Source organism: Akkermansia sp. AE01SA01, from assembly GCF_036417395.1.
GTDB lineage: Bacteria > Verrucomicrobiota > Verrucomicrobiia > Verrucomicrobiales > Akkermansiaceae > Akkermansia.
In genome coordinates this window covers 2081967-2096803 of the sequence record NZ_CP143890.1, presented here as the reverse complement: position 1 = coordinate 2096803, position 14837 = coordinate 2081967, and the positions used below count along the sequence as shown (strand labels likewise).

The window sequence follows — 14837 nt, the reverse complement described above, 5'->3', positions numbered from 1 at the left end:
CTCGGATGACCGTTTATTAGGAATTAAAAGGCTTCATTGCTTCCACGCAGGATGTTTCCAGATCCTTGAATGCATGTCCCTGTTGGGTTGCATGCTTTTCCACGCCCTGCAGATGGGGATGGGAAGACTCGCCCAGGGAGCAGATGGAAATCTCATATCCCAGGGATTCGAGAATGGCAGCCAATGTTTCCGCTGTCCATAGGGCCTTGTGATGATGGTTTTCAATAATGTTGCGAAGGGCGCTTCCCGGGGAACCGTCCCCCCAATGATTTTCCTCTAAAAATCGGATATATTCGGGAGTGGATCGTTTGGCGATGCGGAGCAAATCCGGGAAAGAGAGCCGCAGTACTCCTCCCGGTTTGAGTGTGCGCCATGCTTCCTTGAAAAAGCCATATGCTTCCGCTGGCAAAACATGTTCAATCATGTGTTCCAGGAAATAGGCGTCCACACACCCATCTTCCCAGGGCAGGGGACGCGTAATGTCATATTTGGAAAGATCCAGGTTGATCCAGCCGGGGAGTATGTTGGTACCGCAGCCCATCTGGATGAGAAACAGCCCGGAAGAAGATTCGTCCACATTTCCGGTCACCTGTTCCGGATATAAAACAGCCGGCAAATCAGGTTGCCCCGGCTTTCTTGACAGAGATAGAGATGACCCCGAATAATTCTCTCCATCACGAACCAGGATTTCTTCCGGCCAGTGGAACCATTTCAGAATTAACTTTTTTGAACCATAGGCAATGTATTGCCCTGAACAACCTGTTTTTTCCCGCCGGAAAGTGCCATCCCGGTAAAAGAGCAGGGAATCCGTCCAGTGGGCATGCCTGCCTTCATACACCGTAATGGGGAAGAAATCCTGGAAATCTTCCGTTCCTTGAAAATGCTCGGGAGGGCACCAGTGTGCGGTAACCACATCGTTGTCCTTCATGGGATACGGAATGGAATTCATGTTCAGGCGGTTGCTGGCAAGTGTCCTTGCCCCCAGTCGCAGGGCCAGTTCTCCAAAAATAAGATTTTCCGCTCCGGTAGATGGAATATCGGAGTAGGCGACTATTTTTTCCACCATGCTTCTGGAAAGAAAATATCCCGCTCTTCCGCTGGGCGCCCCTTTTGCCTTCAACGACGAATCGCCGATCAGATCGTATCGGTCATCCACCAGGGCCGCCAGACGGTCCAGCGCCACATAGGTATCGTCATCACACTTGAACAACCAGTCAAAATCGTAACACTCAAGGGCGTACCGGAAGAAAGCCAGGACTTTTTCCGGCAAATGATCGTAATCGTCATTCACCCAAAGAGCGATGACGTCCTCCTCTTTTTCCGGCGTTTCCCTTCTTCCGAGAAAGAACCGGCATTCGATTCCGGGAACACTCTGTGCCATCCATGTTTTTCTGACGGTCTCCCTTTTTTTCTCCGTATTAGCGCAAGTACAGATGCCCACGAGAATGGACACCTTTTTTTTGCTTCTGGGTGAGGTGGGAACGGCGGCCCGTGGCATATGCAAATCCAGCAATTGCCCCACAATGCTTTCCTTGTTGACGTTTTCCAACGTATCAGGCTCGCGCCGGAGCATCTCTCCCCATAAATGAATAGCCCAGGAATTCCGCAGGGCGGGGCTGTCGAGTTTGACGGCTCCGTTGTAACAATTCCTCCAGACCGTGTAATGCAGCGGATAAATGCTTAAACTTGAATCGGCCATGCCGAGCAGTTGGAAATAGGCAAGGGTCCGGGTAAAGCCTTCCGGTCCCGCATTCCCCCACATGGCGTGTTTACGGCGAAGGACTGGATCGGGGAAATCAATTTTGAATTGACGTTTGGCTTCCAGCTCGCCGGGAGTATCCCAGGGCATGGGAGCAGTAGGATCTTCCGAGACCTCTCTGAGGCATTCCATGACGGGATGGTGGGGAGGAAAGCCGATCACTCCCACTGCAATCAGACCGGATTCCTGTTCCGCAAACCATGGAAGCTGTTTCGGCAGGTTCGGGGAAAGGCAGGCGACGTCGAGATCTGTCCAAAACCCTCCCTTTCTCTCAAGCCATGTATTGCGGAACCAGTCTGCAAAAGGGGCAAGACTCCCGTTGTCATGCCGGAAAACCAATTCTTCGGGAATAACCTCGGAGGCATCCTGAACAATGGCCTCTTCGGGAATGTTTTCATAATTTCGGTAGGTGAACAGCCGGAACGGAATGCCGTGGCTCAGATAGGAACGGATGCATAATTCTGCCAGGGGGGCCAGCGTTTCCCCGATCCAGAGACCGGCGACTTCTCGTTTTTGCGGACAGGTGGAGGTGGAATGCATGATTGGAAAAAATATAACTGGTTATTCAGGGAGCCTTTGATTTGGTCAGAGATGGCGTTCCGGGCGGGATCCATTGCTGAATTCCCGCTTAACCCTCTTTGAATGGATATCTTCATCTTTCTCCATCCCTGCCATGATGCATGATTGATGCACTGCCGCCTGCCTTTGGTTCCCCATGCCGGGTAGACAAAGCTCCGTGTTTGCATGCAATCCTGTGGGAAGGGAGCCGGATGATTGTGGGCCGTTTCAATTCAATTGAGAGAGTTTCAGACGTTTCATCTTTGAGATAATCAATGGCCTAGAAATAGCCTCTCTTAAAACGGGAACAATGAAATACCTGTAAAGGAACAATGTGCCACCGGGAAACAGGCAGGCGGCAATGAAGATGGCAATCGGGAGAAGAATAGGATTTGAGAAGAGAAATGTTTAAAAGGTGTTCATGTTCTGGAAAGGATGCTCCTTTTGAAAATGGCATCAAAAAGAAAAATATTGTCCTCAGGTAGATCGGAAGGTGTAAAAGAGAAATTTATTTTTTGATTATTCAAAGGAAAACTCCTGGGACTGGAATTGGTTTTTAATTTCATCAATTTTACGCCAAATACAAGCAATAACAGGTACATATGCTTCAAATGGAAATTGTAGAAAATTCTTATTTATATAAGAAATTTTATTTTATCGGATTAGTTGCTGATTCCAGACTTACCTGTACTGGTGAGTCATCTTTTATATTCTTGATATTCGTATGAAAAATTAATTCCTCACAGGAAATTTACGGGGAATTTCCGAATAAGGAAATAAACATGGCTATCTGATCAGTGCCTGGCTCTGGACGAAAAACGACTGTCCCATTTTCGGGGAATGAAACATCCTTCTCTTGTGCCCTTTTCTCTGTGAAAGCGGATCCAGACGTTCAATGGCGAGGAAGCGAATGAATGCGCACTTGGAAAGCATTTACAACATGCTTCCGTAATGGGCCGGATACGGGATGGAATTCTTTAAACGCCTCTTATCCGGCCGTCTTGCGCCATTTTTTAAAGACACCGCTGCACCGTCTCCGGCAATGAGCCACGTTCCCGTGTCTCAATAGAGCGGGGACTTCCGTCGCTGTTTTGACTTTTCCATATAGGACATAGTCAGCCCTGCGCCGGGGCTGCCCCCATTATGCTGTAATATCGGTTCGGGCCACTTTGCCGGGTGATGACGAGTGCAGCAGCCAATTCCCTGTATACTCCATGCTGGTTGATTATCCAAGACGTTTTTGGTTCCTTTTTCAGACATGGGCCGGATGAATGAACCTGAACAAGGTACAGGAAAAGCCGGGCCACCGGAGAAAAAAGCTTGAAAGTGGTGCCCCGTGCCGGAGTGTCAGCGGGCGTTCCGGTCAAGCCATTCCTGCAGAATAGGGAGATCCGCCGGCGCCCAGGGCAGGGAAGGAAGGGAGAGGCTGGAAAAGAACCCCAGGCTTTCATGTTCCAGAGGAATGGGCAGGCGGCCTTCCTCCGGTTCGCACAGAAATGGGATAAGGCGTATGGTCCGGTCTTTCTCCCGGTGCAGGACGGGAGTCATCGGACGCACCGGGTGGATGATGCAGCCGAGCTCTTCCCGTATTTCCCTCACGATGGCATCGCGCGCATCTTCTCCCGCTTCCAATTTTCCGCCGGGAAATTCGTACAGCAGCCCGTTTGATTGCCCGCGCGCCTTTCTTGCGGCCAGGAGCAGGGTTCCGTGCGCGGAGCGCAGCGTGATCAGGGCGCAGCAAACGTTCAGACAGGTCATAGTATCTTGAAATCAAGCGTGTGAAGGTTCATGGTGCGGGAATCCGTATCCAGGATGCCGAACCCGAGTCGGCCGGTCCTGCCCTGCAATTCTCCGGGATTGGCGATCAGGCAGTTTCCGGCCATCTCCTGCAAGGCCTGGTGGGTGTGGCCATACAGGGCGGCGTCCACATGGCCCTTGCGTACTTCCTGCCATGCGTACTTGGGGTAATGGGAAAGGGAAAGATTCATGCCATACCGGGTGATAACGGCATGTCCGGGATGGAGCCGCGCCGCCGGAGATGCGGCCGCCATCTGGTCCATGACCGGCAGCTCGTAATCGTTGTTGCCCGGTACGGCGTCCAGCGGAAGCCCTTGCGTCAGCTCAAGCAGGAGCCGGAAGCTCTCCGGAGTAGTGCAGTCCCCTAGGAAAATGAAATGGCCGCAGCCCTGCCGATGCATCTGGCGCATGGCCGGCTCCAGATGGTCCGTACGGTCGTGTATGTCGGAGAATATTCCTATCTTCATGATACTTGGGAGCCCATGGCGTGGATGGGCCACGCGAGCAACTCATCCGCAAGGGGGGGCAGGGGGGGCTTTTCCCCTTTCTTGTGCAGCAGGCAGGTGAAGCCTCCGGCTCCGGCGCCGTGGAAAGGCATGAGGCGGTAGCAGGCTTCCTCCGTCAAGCCGGAATGGAAAGGCTCCAATTCCGGCACGGAAACGGTCTCCAGTTCCGGATGCCTTTTCAGCAGGTACAGCACGTTGCGTTCATTTTCCTCCGGGGCGTAGGTGCAGGTGGTATACAGCAGAAAGCCTCCAGGAGCCAGGCATTGCAGGGCGGCCAGCAGGATGCCCCTCTGGCGTTTGGCATTCCCTCCGGTGGCGGCTGGGTGGAAACATCCGGGATTGGGGATGCCCTTGGCAAGCAGGGACTGTCCGCTGCATGGGGCGTCCGCAAGGATAAGGTCAAAGCAGCCCGGAGCCTGTTCCGCCCACTGGTCCGGGCGCAGGCGCTGCGTGTACAGGTTCAGGAATCCGCAGCGCAGCAGGTTGTGCCGCAGGATGCCCAGCCGGCGGGGGTGTACCTCGTTGGCGATGTGTTCGCCCGGAGCAACTCTTGCCTGTGCCAGAATGCTTTTCCCGCCCGGGGAGGCGCACATGTCCAGGCAGCGCTCCGGACGGAAGGGCAGATGCTCCAGGGGAGCGGTTTCCCAGACGGAGGAAAGGTCCAGCGGGTAATAAAAACCGTGCCCGTAATCCGGCAGGGAACCGGGTTTGGCCTCCGTTTCCCCCTCCGGCGGAACAACGACGCGGGGATGGCTCCAGGGCCGGGAAACTGCATCGGCTGGAACGGGCGGCACGTAACCTTCCGGAGCCCTGGGGGTGATGACCAGGGCACTGCGGGAGCGGTTCCCCGCCTGCATGGCCTCCAGAAAATCCTTTTCCTGGTCCGGGGAAAGTCCCAGCTTGCCGGCAAGTTTGAGTATCTGTGAGGACACGTGATCAGACCCGGAATGTTTCGCCGAAGTGGGTATTGAGAGCCAGATGGGCGGACCCCAGAATGCCGGCTTCCGTGCCGAACTGGGCCGGAAGGATCGTCAGGCTCTCCGCCAGCGGGGCGGCAAGCTGCGTTCTCATGATCTCCTGGAGCGGCTCGAACAGCAGTGTTTTGGCCTTGGCTACCCCTCCGCCGATGATAATCGCCTCCGGATTTAGAAGATAACAGCAATTCATCAGGGCACAGGAAAGTTTCACGGCCAGATCCCTCCATACCTGGGCGGCCACTTCGTCCCCGGCCAGTGCCGCTCGCTCCAGGGCAATAGGGTTGCAATCCACAATGGCCTTGTCAATGCCGTGGCTGGCATACAGGGTTCTGGCATCCGCCGCAATCTCCCGGTTTCCTACGTAATCTTCCAGGGAGCCGCGGTTGCCGTAATGTCCCAGCCTGCCGCGGTAGTCAATGCTGGTCTGTCCCAGTTCCCCGGCTGAACAGGTGGCTCCGCGCAGCAGGTCGCCGTTCACGATCAGTCCGCTTCCAACCCCGGTCCCCAGCGTCAGGCAGACGAGGTGCCGCTTCCCTCTTCCCGCGCCCAGCTTCCATTCCGCATACGCCATGCAGTTAGCGTCGTTCTCCACATACACCGGCAGTCCGCAGGCCGCCTGGAGCATCTCCCTGACCGGAACATTGTTCCAGCCGGGAACGTTGGTAAGCGTATAAACGGTGCCTTGGTAGAAATTGACGAATCCGGGCATCCCCATGCCGATGGCCTGCACTTCCGGGTGATTCAGGCGCAGCATGTTCACAAACTGGGCTATGGCTTCAATCAGCTGGTCGGGGTTGCCGTACTCCTGGGTGGCGATGGAAGGCGCATGGGCGATCACTTCCGTCCCCCGGACGACGCCCAGCTTGATGGAGGTGCCTCCGAAGTCAATGCCGATGGAGGGAATGGTTGAAGCTGTCATATAATAGAAATATAGAAATTGAGAGGCGCGATGGAAAGTTTAAAACAAGTACTCGCCCGTTAAAAAGCGGAAGAATTCCACCTCCCCGGCAGGGAAAAAGGATGACTTGCTTCATGGCTGAATTTTCTTGAATGAACATTTGCGGGCATGTAGTGTCTCATAGTCTAGTCAGTTGGGCGGTGCAGCCCTCTGTTCGTCAAACATCGTCAACCTCAGCCCATAGATACACTTCATATGCCTACTCCCAAGAAAACCGATAGCAAGACTGCCTCCAAGGAAGCTGCGGCTCCCAAGAAAAAGTGCTGCAGGAAGAAAAAGGACGCCGAACCGGAAAAGAGCGCCAAGACCGCCACTCCCGCTCCCGCTGTGGCATCCCCTCCTAAAAAGGCTGTGAAAAAGGCTCCCGTCAAAAAGGCGGACCCCGCTCCGGCTCCTGCACGGAATGAACTTACGGACGAACAGACGGAAGCCATTGCTGCCGCCAAGGCGGAGCTGGCGGCCAACCCCGAGTGGGAACATTTTGTCAAAATGCAGCGTCAGCATCTGCTGGACCTGCGCGACAAGTCGCTGGACAGCATGAACGGCGTGGCGCGGGACACCCTCCGCAACCATCCGGAAGGCAGTGAAGCCTCCGGCTCCGGCGAGCACCAGGCCGACGCCGGAAGCGACGCCTATGACCGCGACTTCGCTCTCAGCCTTCTTTCCAAGGAGCAGGACGGGCTGTATGAAATTGAGCAGGCCTTGGCCCGCATTGACAACGGCACATACGGCATTTGTGAAATGTCATACAAGGTCATCCCCATTCCCCGTCTGGAAGCCATTCCGTTCGCCCGGCTTACCGTGGAATGCCAGGCGCAGTGGGAAAAGGAAAAAGGGCAGAACGCCCGGTTCCGCCCCAGGGTGGCCCTCGGCTTTGCGGGAGGACAAAATGATGTAGATTTATCTGTTTCTCTTGACGATGATGAAGAATAGTGTATAAATCCTCCCCCGTAACACATTTTCATCATGCCTAGAGACATCATCATCCTCGAATGCACAGAGGCCAAAGCCGAAGGAAAGCCCACGTCCCGCTACGTCACCACGCGTAACAAGAAGAGCCTGCGTACTCCCGGCCGTCTGGAAAAGGTTAAATACAACCCTTTCCTGAAGCGCCGCACGCTTCATCGTGAAATGCGCTAACCTGCCGGCTTAGTTATCTATCTCTTATTATTATGTCCACTGAACCCAAGACTGTAGAACGTCGTATTCGTTTCCGCACGTGCAATCGCCAGATGCCGCGCCGCCGTCTCGACATCCCGATGGACCAGGTCAATCTGCTCAACCCTGATTTCCTGTCCAAGTTCACCTCTGAAACCGGCAAAATCCTTCCCCGCCGCGTGACCGGGCTGTCCGCCAAAATGCACCGCAAGATCACCCGTGAAATCAAGCGGGCCCGCGCGATCAACCTTCTGCCGTAACAAGCCCAGGGGAAACCTCTTTCGGTAAGAAATTGTCTTTACAGGCGGGAGTTTGTCCAGTACCGGGCAAACTCCCGTTTCATTTCCAGCCACCATCCCTTTCCGTATGCAGGAACTGAAAGATACCCAGTCGGAGGCGGACACCCGCAACATCTCCATTGACCGCGTAGGCGTCAAGGGCTTGCGCTTCCCCATCCAGATACAGGACAAGCTCAACCGGATTCAATCCACCGTGGCGACGGTCTCCCTGGCCGTGGACCTGCCGGAAGAATTCAAGGGAACGCACATGAGCCGTTTTGTGGAAGCCCTGCACCAGCACGGTCCCCTCCTGGACGTGCATACCGCGCTCTCCATCCCCCGTGAACTGCTCGGGCGGCTTTCCGCCAGCCGTTCCCATGTGGAAATGGAATTCCCCTTCTTCCGGGCCAAGGCGGCTCCCGTCACGGGAAGGGAAGGCCTGATGGACTATGTAGTCCGTTTTGAAATGGAAGTGGAGGCGGGCGACAGGCTGGCGGACTTCAAGCTCACCGTCGTGGTGCCCGTAACGACCCTCTGCCCCTGTTCCAAGGCCATGAGCAGCTACGGCGCCCACAACCAGCGCGGTATCGTTACCTACTCCGTGCGCTTTGCCTCCCGGCCCGTCTGGATTGAAGATCTGATTGACCTGGTGGAATCTTGCGCCAGTTGCTCCCTGTTCAGCGTGCTCAAGAGGCCGGATGAAAAATGGGTGACGGAAAAGGCATACGAAAATCCCGTCTTTGTGGAAGACCTGGTGCGCAACGTAGCGCTGAAAACGCAGAGCCACTCCGCATTCAGCTGGTACCGGGTGGAAGCGGAAAACTTTGAATCCATCCACAACCACCAGGCTTATGCCGTGATTGAACGGGATCTGCGTTCCTGAGCTCTCTTCTTAACGGATATGAACGACAACTGGTGGGCTCTGGCATCCCTCGTCCTCTCCCTTGCATTCACGGGACTGGGCTGGCGCCTGCTTGCCTCCGGGCGCAGATTCATGTACGCCCACCTGTGGATGGCGTGCCTGCTGGCCCTGCAAACGGGGGCACTCTGCGTCAAGGCGTACCAAACGGGAATGTGCCCCATCCGGGGAGCGTCGGAAGTCATCTTCTTTCTTTCCTGGACCATCAATCTGTTCTACCTCCTTCTCGGCCGCACGTACCGCATGTCCGTCCTGGGCATCTTCACGGCGCCCGCCATTGCCGTGCTGACGGCCCTCTCCCTGCTGATCGGCCTGTTCGGTCCGGATGTGCAGGGCGTGCATGACTTCTGGGTGACCGCCCATGTAGGGGTGGCCATGATGTCTTACGGAGCCGGAGGACTGGCCGCCGCCGCGGGCGTGGCCTTCTGCATGCAGGACGCCTGCTTGAAAAGAAGGCAGATCCCCGGCACCTGCCGTCTTCTGCCGCCCATCCGTACGCTGGAAACCAGCATGAAACGCCTCCTGCTGGTAGCCTTCGTCCTGCTTCTGGCGGGGGAATGGCTCGGCTGGCAGGGGAATTTGCCCATCCATACGGCAAAAACAGTTATTGTCATTTTACTGACGCTGGGTTACTCCGTGCTGTTGTGGCTCATCTATCGTCGCGGCATGCCGGGCAGGGCGCTGGCCTATTGCTGCGTGGTCCTCTTCCTGGCGTCCATGAGTATTTTTCTGGTGAGCAGATGAGAATGGTTTGTCTAGGCTTGAATCACCGGACCGCCCCCGTGGAAATAAGGGAGCGGTTCTCCGTGCCGCCCCACAGGCTCCAGAATGCGGGGAAAAGCATCCGGGAACTGCCGGGCGTGGAGCAGTGTGTGGTGCTCTCCACCTGCAACCGCATGGAAATCTACTACTGGTCGGACAACCCGGAAAACGCCAGGGAGCACATCCTGTCCCACTTTCTGGGAGACGGCCGCGGCAAGGTGGACATGGCCTCCCATTTCTACTGCCACCAGGGGGCGTCCGCCCTGGAGCATCTGTGCCGCGTACTGAGCGGGCTGGACTCCATGGTGCTGGGGGAAACGGAGATCTTCGGCCAAGTGAAAACCGCCTATCAAATGGCGCTGGATGCCGGCGTAACCGCCGCCTGCGCCAATAAAACCTTTCAGAAGGCATTCACCATAGGCAAGCGGGTCAGGACGGACAGCCAGATTCATGCGGGAGCCACTTCCGTGGGATCCGTGGCCGTGGAACTGGCAGAGCAAATCTTCGGTGACCTGGGGGGCACCCGCGTTCTGATCCTGGGGGCGGGGGATATGAGCCGCGTCACTGGCCGCGCGCTGCATGCCCGCGGCGCGGAGGGCATTTACGTAGCCAACCGCTCCTTTGACCGCGCCGTGGAACTTGCCGGAATGATCGGCGGCCAGGCCATCCGGTATGATGCCTGGGGGGAATACCTCAGGGACATTGACGTAGTGGTAGCCGCCACGGCCGCCCCCCACTGCATCATCACGCGGGAGACGCTCCTGCCTCTGCGCGCCTCCCGCAAATACCGCTCCCTGTTCCTCATCGACATCTCCGTACCGCGCAACATCTCCCCGGACGTGGCGGACATTGACGAAGTGTACCTTTACGACATCGACACCCTGACCCAGCTTGCGGATGAAGCCAAGCTCAGCCGGGAGCTGGAAATCTCCCGGTGTGAAACCATCATCCGGGACGGCATCTCCAAATACTTTCCGGACACCGCTCTCTATGACCAGTAAAAACACCCTCATCATCGGCACCCGCGGAAGCGCCCTGGCCCTGGCCCAGGCGGACATGGTCCGTGCCGCCCTGTCCGCGCTCCATCCGGGACTGGACATACGCCGGGAAATCATCCGCACCACCGGAGACCGCCGTACGGACGTGCCGCTGGCGGATGTGGCCAGAGTCTCCGGCATCGTAGACAAGGGAATCTTCATCAAGGAACTGGAAACGGCCCTGCTGGAAGGCCGCATAGATGTAGCCGTCCACAGCCTCAAGGACGTGCCAAGCGAACTTGCCCCGGAATTCCGCCTGCCTGCGGTTCTTCCCCGTGCTGCGGCGGAAGACGTGCTCATCACGAAGGAGCCGGACTGGAACGGCCGCGGAACTCTTGCCACCGGAAGCGTCCGCCGCCGCCTCATGGCGCGCACGTACTGGGGAAGGCAGCTCCGGTTTGAAGACCTGCGGGGCAATGTCCCCACCCGTCTTGAAAAGCTTGTGGAGCATCCGGAATGGGATGCCGTGATCCTGGCAAAAGCCGGGCTGGAACGCCTCGGCCTCTACGCGCCGGAAACGGTGGTGCAGGGCAGAAAACTCTACATGCGCCCTCTGTCCGTGGAAGCCTTCATTCCCGCTGTGGGGCAGGGAATCGTCGGCATGGAATGCCGTGCTTCCGACCGGAGGACGAAGGAACTGCTGGCCGGAATCAACGATGCGGAAACCTGCGCCTGCGGCGTGGCGGAACGCACCTTCCTGGTGCGTCTGGGCGCCAGCTGCTCCACCCCCGTGGGCGTGCACGCCTGCCTGGAAGGGGATGAACTGGTTCTGCGCGCGGCATATTACGTGCCGGGAAGGGAAGAACCCTTCGCCGTCGTTGTCCGCGGGGACCGGAACGCTCCGGAAGCCCTGGGAATTCTGGCCTTTGAAAAACTGGGCCTGAACTGACGGCGGAAGCTTTTCCGCTTCATCCGGGATACGGCGGGACGGAAAAAAGGTTCCGGAGTTCATCCGGAACCTGAATCAGGCAGTAAGTACACCAGGATTAATGTTTTTCCTTGTGACTTTCCTTGGAGCTGGAGCTTCGCTTGTCGCTCATAAACTGCCCTGTTGAAGCATCACGCTTGACGTGCTGCCCGGTCTTGTGGGTAGTGGACCCGGAACGCTTTTTAGAGCTGCTCCTGTGATCGTCTCCCATATGGGAACTTGTTGCCATTGATATTCACCTCCTTTCCATTTTCTTCACCTGTTGATAAACGAGAGAAGAAAGCCGTCCTTCCATAGGCTGGTGCATACAGCGTACAGGGCTGCGATTCATGCCTGCCATAAAAATAAGCGTGCATTCATGAGGAAGCGTACTGTAGAAGGTAATCCTTCAGGGCGCATGCTTCGTTATGCTCTGTATCCTTTGCTGCGTACAGGAGCGTCAGCTTCCCCTTGCGGGCCAGTTGGCTGAGATGTGAAACAGCCTCTTTATTCCGGTCCAGTTCTTCGAAATACTTTTTCCGGAAACCGTCCCATTTGGCCGGATCATGGGCGAACCATCGGCGCAATTCCGTGGAAGGGGCGGCTTCTTTCGCCCATTCGTTCCAGGAAGCCTTCTCTTTGGAAATGCCGCGGGGCCAGATCCGGTCCACCAGAACGCGGTCTCCGTCTTCCGCCTCCTGCGGATCGTAAATGCGTTTGATTGAAATGTTCATGTTGGGGAAAATGATGTCTGTTAACGGCAATAGAGCATGCGGAATATCTTTTTGTTGAGTCCGTGCGGGACATGCCGCGCCGCATGCGTCGGGGTGATGCCGGGAATCGGAAGGCCTGTTGCTCCGGATTTACGGCCGGGAAAAAGGCCGTGCGGGCAGGGGAGGAAGAATTGGAAACAACGGGTGCCTGAACCTGTTAAATCAAAAATCCATCATCGCTCCGGTTTTGCCGCTCTAGACCGGATATCCGTCGTTGGCTTCAAGGGTGCAATCCATGACAGAATTCCGGTTGCCGGTGAAGGTTTTTCTGGAAAAATACCGTTTTCATGGATGCTCCGTCACGCAATCCGTATAAAACTCACCTTATCTTCATCTGCCAAACGGCAGAAGGCAAGGGACGTTTTCCGGCTCATGGGATTTCTCCATGCAACAGCCGCCGTCAGGGAAAAAAAGAGAGGCCGGAAAACTATTGCTCCTTCCATGAATCGTCGGGAACCGCGCCGCGGGCCTGAAGCGTCTGGATGACCATGTTCACTTCATTCCTGCGCTGGGCATGTTCCTGCCGCACGGCGGGGTCTTCTCCTCTGTAATATCTGTAGACTCGTTGCTGCGTCTCCATCAGGTCCTTGACGGCAAGGGCCATGGACAGAGCCTTGTCCGGGGAATGGGGAGCGGTGGAAATGCACCAGGCATACAGGGAATTGGCATACGTCGTGGTCCAGGCGTACATGCGGTCGTCAAACCGTGAAAAAGACACATACGGACGCAGCAGCCTTTCCGCTTCCCCGTAGCGCCCCTGGTGCATGTAAAGCAGCCCCTTGGCCGCCATCAGGGCATGATTGCCGGGGCTGAGCAATTCCGCCTGCTCTTCCTGCCGTTCCAGTTGGCGGAACCGTTCGGATCCGGGAGCCGGAGAACTGCCTGCGGCATGCAGGATGTTGCGCCGCACAAGGTCCGGGTCGTGGCTGGCGGCGGCCGCCTGTTCCAGCATGGGCATGCCGTCGGGGGAGGATGCGGGAACCGCCTGCCAGGATGCTTTCCAGGTCGGGAAGGCTAGGCAGGCATACCACGCGGACAGCGCCGCCAGCAGAAAGGCTCCTGCTCCCAGAACCAGGCGTCCTCCGGTTCGTGAAGCCTTTACTCTGGAGAAAGACGCGGTGCAGGAAAGGCCGCAGCACAGGGCGGCGGCGCCCGCAAGCGCCGGATTATGCCAGATAAACTCTCCGTAGGCGTGGGCGGCGGCAATGCACAGCGCGCAGAAGGCCGCCGGCCCCAGGGGATTGACTTGGGGATGTTCGGACGCCAGCCGGAGTACGCTCCGGAAGCCCAGGGAAATGAACAGGAGCAGCAGGGCAAGCATCACGGCGAGTCCGGTGTATCCGTAATCGCAGGCGGCCTGTGCATACTCATGATGGGTGAAATTGGGAAAATTGGGAAACGGAAAAAACTCCACGGCCAGATTGGTGAACATCCGGCTGCCGTGGCCGAAAAGCGGGGCCTGCTCCGCCAGGGACCACGCCAGTTTGGAAAGGGTAATCCGGTTGCCGAAAGTGAAAACATCCAGAATCGACGTCAGGTTGCCCGCTCCGCTCGTCAGGTCCAGCACGGCATACGCCGTGCTGAAAAAAAGCAGCAGGAAAAACAGGACGGCGGCCGTATAAAACTTCCTGTTATTGCGGAAAACGCTTGAGGTATAGATAAAAAAGCAGAGCGTCAAGCCGATCAGGGCATTCAGAAAAGCGGCGCGGGAGCCGCATGTGAAGGAAGCAGCCACAAGCAAAAGCCCCGCGAACAGATGGATTCCCCATTTTTTAGGGCTTGCCATGCTCCAGGCGCACAGGAAAAAGCCGGTAACGGACAGGAAATGCGCGGAAAAATTCTTGTATCCGAACAACCCGGTTCCATCGGTTTCTGTCCCGAACAGGGAATAATCCGGCCTGAACCAGGAAGTGCCCGTGCCCGTCATGTTCTGGTAGGCCCAGAGTGCGGCATTCAGCAGGCCCAGGACCGCCGCCAGCGTCGGGAGGACGCTTTTTTTCCCGCTTCCGGCTCCGGCACAGGCGCCTGCCATGAACATCACCAGCGCGGTCACGATCAGGGACAGGTCCGCCACGCTCTCATAAAACCAGGGGGAAAACCAGGCCCTCAGGAAAAAATAGCCTCCTCCCAGTCCTGCGGCCAGCCATCCTGCAACACCGGGGCTGGGGACTTTGTATCCCCGGATAAGGCAAAAGCAGAACACCAGCAGCGCGGCCGTCAGAAAACACGACGGAATGAACAGGGTATGCCATTCCCCGCCTGCCGCAGTGGTGGCCAGGGCGGCATAAAACAGGGCCAGCAATGCCGTCAGCGTCCTGCCGGCGGCGGTTTCTGCAATGCGTGGAGCGGAAGGTTTGCTGGACGTCGATTCTGGCATGGGCTGACGGGAAAAAGTCGCCGACACTATAACCGCAGCGGGAGGGCTTGCCAAGAACAAGCTGCCTGCGT

General features: G+C 56.9%; 14 protein-coding genes. 7 read left to right on the top strand and 7 right to left on the bottom strand.

The window, feature by feature from the left end; translation table 11 throughout:
- Window positions 1-16: 16 nt before the first annotated feature.
- The 5 genes from V3C19_RS08450 to V3C19_RS08430 all read right to left on the bottom strand — a co-directional run bounded on the left by V3C19_RS08450 (window position 17) and on the right by V3C19_RS08430 (window position 6516).
- Entirely contained in the window at window positions 17-2299 is a 2283-nt protein-coding gene (locus tag V3C19_RS08450) for a methyltransferase domain-containing protein (RefSeq protein ID WP_330937068.1), read from the bottom strand.
- 1365 nt (window positions 2300-3664) lie between these two features.
- On the bottom strand, window positions 3665-4075 hold the full coding sequence (locus V3C19_RS08445) for an NUDIX domain-containing protein (protein ID WP_130083876.1): 411 nt from the start codon (window positions 4073-4075) through the stop codon (window positions 3665-3667).
- Complete coding sequence (locus V3C19_RS08440; protein ID WP_295934146.1) at window positions 4072-4581, bottom strand: metallophosphoesterase family protein; 510 nt, start codon at window positions 4579-4581, stop codon at window positions 4072-4074. The genes V3C19_RS08445 and V3C19_RS08440 overlap by 4 nt, the downstream gene beginning before the upstream one ends.
- The gene (locus V3C19_RS08435; protein WP_130083874.1) at window positions 4578-5552 is read right to left on the bottom strand and encodes an RsmB/NOP family class I SAM-dependent RNA methyltransferase; all 975 of its coding nucleotides are present in this window, start codon (window positions 5550-5552) and stop codon (window positions 4578-4580) included. Before V3C19_RS08435 ends, V3C19_RS08440 begins: the two co-directional genes overlap by 4 nt.
- A gap of 4 nt (window positions 5553-5556) precedes the next feature.
- A complete protein-coding gene (locus V3C19_RS08430; RefSeq protein WP_130083873.1) occupies window positions 5557-6516 on the bottom strand; it encodes an ROK family protein in 960 nt (319 codons plus the stop codon).
- Between the two features lie 234 nt (window positions 6517-6750).
- Between V3C19_RS08430 and V3C19_RS08425 the strand changes: the two genes are divergently transcribed.
- From V3C19_RS08425 to hemC, 7 genes are all read left to right on the top strand, one after another.
- Complete coding sequence (locus tag V3C19_RS08425) at window positions 6751-7488, top strand: TraR/DksA family transcriptional regulator (RefSeq protein WP_192907214.1); 738 nt, start codon at window positions 6751-6753, stop codon at window positions 7486-7488.
- A gap of 33 nt (window positions 7489-7521) precedes the next feature.
- Entirely contained in the window at window positions 7522-7695 is a 174-nt protein-coding gene (gene rpmG / locus V3C19_RS08420) for a 50S ribosomal protein L33 (RefSeq protein ID WP_022396979.1), read from the top strand.
- A 32-nt stretch (window positions 7696-7727) separates the two neighbouring features.
- The gene (gene rpsR, locus V3C19_RS08415; RefSeq protein ID WP_192907213.1) at window positions 7728-7973 is read left to right on the top strand and encodes a 30S ribosomal protein S18; all 246 of its coding nucleotides are present in this window, start codon (window positions 7728-7730) and stop codon (window positions 7971-7973) included.
- 106 nt (window positions 7974-8079) lie between these two features.
- A complete protein-coding gene (gene folE2, locus V3C19_RS08410; protein ID WP_302388978.1) occupies window positions 8080-8874 on the top strand; it encodes a GTP cyclohydrolase FolE2 in 795 nt (264 codons plus the stop codon).
- 18 nt (window positions 8875-8892) lie between these two features.
- A complete protein-coding gene (gene ccsA / locus V3C19_RS08405) occupies window positions 8893-9654 on the top strand; it encodes a cytochrome c biogenesis protein CcsA (RefSeq protein WP_295875542.1) in 762 nt (253 codons plus the stop codon).
- A gap of 17 nt (window positions 9655-9671) precedes the next feature.
- Complete coding sequence (gene hemA / locus V3C19_RS08400; protein ID WP_295875539.1) at window positions 9672-10673, top strand: glutamyl-tRNA reductase; 1002 nt, start codon at window positions 9672-9674, stop codon at window positions 10671-10673.
- On the top strand, window positions 10663-11598 hold the full coding sequence (gene hemC, locus V3C19_RS08395) for a hydroxymethylbilane synthase (protein WP_295875535.1): 936 nt from the start codon (window positions 10663-10665) through the stop codon (window positions 11596-11598). Before hemA ends, hemC begins: the two co-directional genes overlap by 11 nt.
- A gap of 395 nt (window positions 11599-11993) precedes the next feature.
- Here hemC and V3C19_RS08390 read toward each other — a convergent pair whose 3' ends face one another.
- Both V3C19_RS08390 and V3C19_RS08385 read right to left on the bottom strand, forming a co-directional pair.
- Window positions 11994-12350 (bottom strand): DUF488 domain-containing protein, encoded by a 357-nt coding sequence (locus tag V3C19_RS08390; RefSeq protein WP_130083869.1) that lies wholly within the window; start codon window positions 12348-12350, stop codon window positions 11994-11996.
- Between the two features lie 466 nt (window positions 12351-12816).
- Window positions 12817-14766 carry an O-antigen ligase family protein gene (locus V3C19_RS08385; protein ID WP_295934136.1) on the bottom strand — a complete coding sequence of 650 codons (1950 nt, stop codon included), beginning with the start codon at window positions 14764-14766 and terminating at the stop codon, window positions 12817-12819.
- Window positions 14767-14837: the final 71 nt, after the last annotated feature.

Bases quoted from the DNA above. Each gene is read 5' to 3' on its own strand.
- V3C19_RS08450 (WP_330937068.1), bottom strand. From the start codon at position 2,299: ATGCATTCCACCTCCACCTGTCCGCAAAAACGAGAAGTCGCCGGTCTC.
- V3C19_RS08445 (WP_130083876.1), bottom strand. From the start codon at position 4,075: ATGACCTGTCTGAACGTTTGCTGCGCCCTGATCACGCTGCGCTCCGCG.
- V3C19_RS08440 (WP_295934146.1), bottom strand. From the start codon at position 4,581: ATGAAGATAGGAATATTCTCCGACATACACGACCGTACGGACCATCTG.
- V3C19_RS08430 (WP_130083873.1), bottom strand. From the start codon at position 6,516: ATGACAGCTTCAACCATTCCCTCCATCGGCATTGACTTCGGAGGCACC.
- V3C19_RS08425 (WP_192907214.1), top strand. From the start codon at position 6,751: ATGCCTACTCCCAAGAAAACCGATAGCAAGACTGCCTCCAAGGAAGCT.
- rpmG (WP_022396979.1), top strand. From the start codon at position 7,522: ATGCCTAGAGACATCATCATCCTCGAATGCACAGAGGCCAAAGCCGAA.
- rpsR (WP_192907213.1), top strand. From the start codon at position 7,728: ATGTCCACTGAACCCAAGACTGTAGAACGTCGTATTCGTTTCCGCACG.
- folE2 (WP_302388978.1), top strand. From the start codon at position 8,080: ATGCAGGAACTGAAAGATACCCAGTCGGAGGCGGACACCCGCAACATC.
- ccsA (WP_295875542.1), top strand. From the start codon at position 8,893: ATGAACGACAACTGGTGGGCTCTGGCATCCCTCGTCCTCTCCCTTGCA.
- hemC (WP_295875535.1), top strand. From the start codon at position 10,663: ATGACCAGTAAAAACACCCTCATCATCGGCACCCGCGGAAGCGCCCTG.
- V3C19_RS08390 (WP_130083869.1), bottom strand. From the start codon at position 12,350: ATGAACATTTCAATCAAACGCATTTACGATCCGCAGGAGGCGGAAGAC.
- V3C19_RS08385 (WP_295934136.1), bottom strand. From the start codon at position 14,766: ATGCCAGAATCGACGTCCAGCAAACCTTCCGCTCCACGCATTGCAGAA.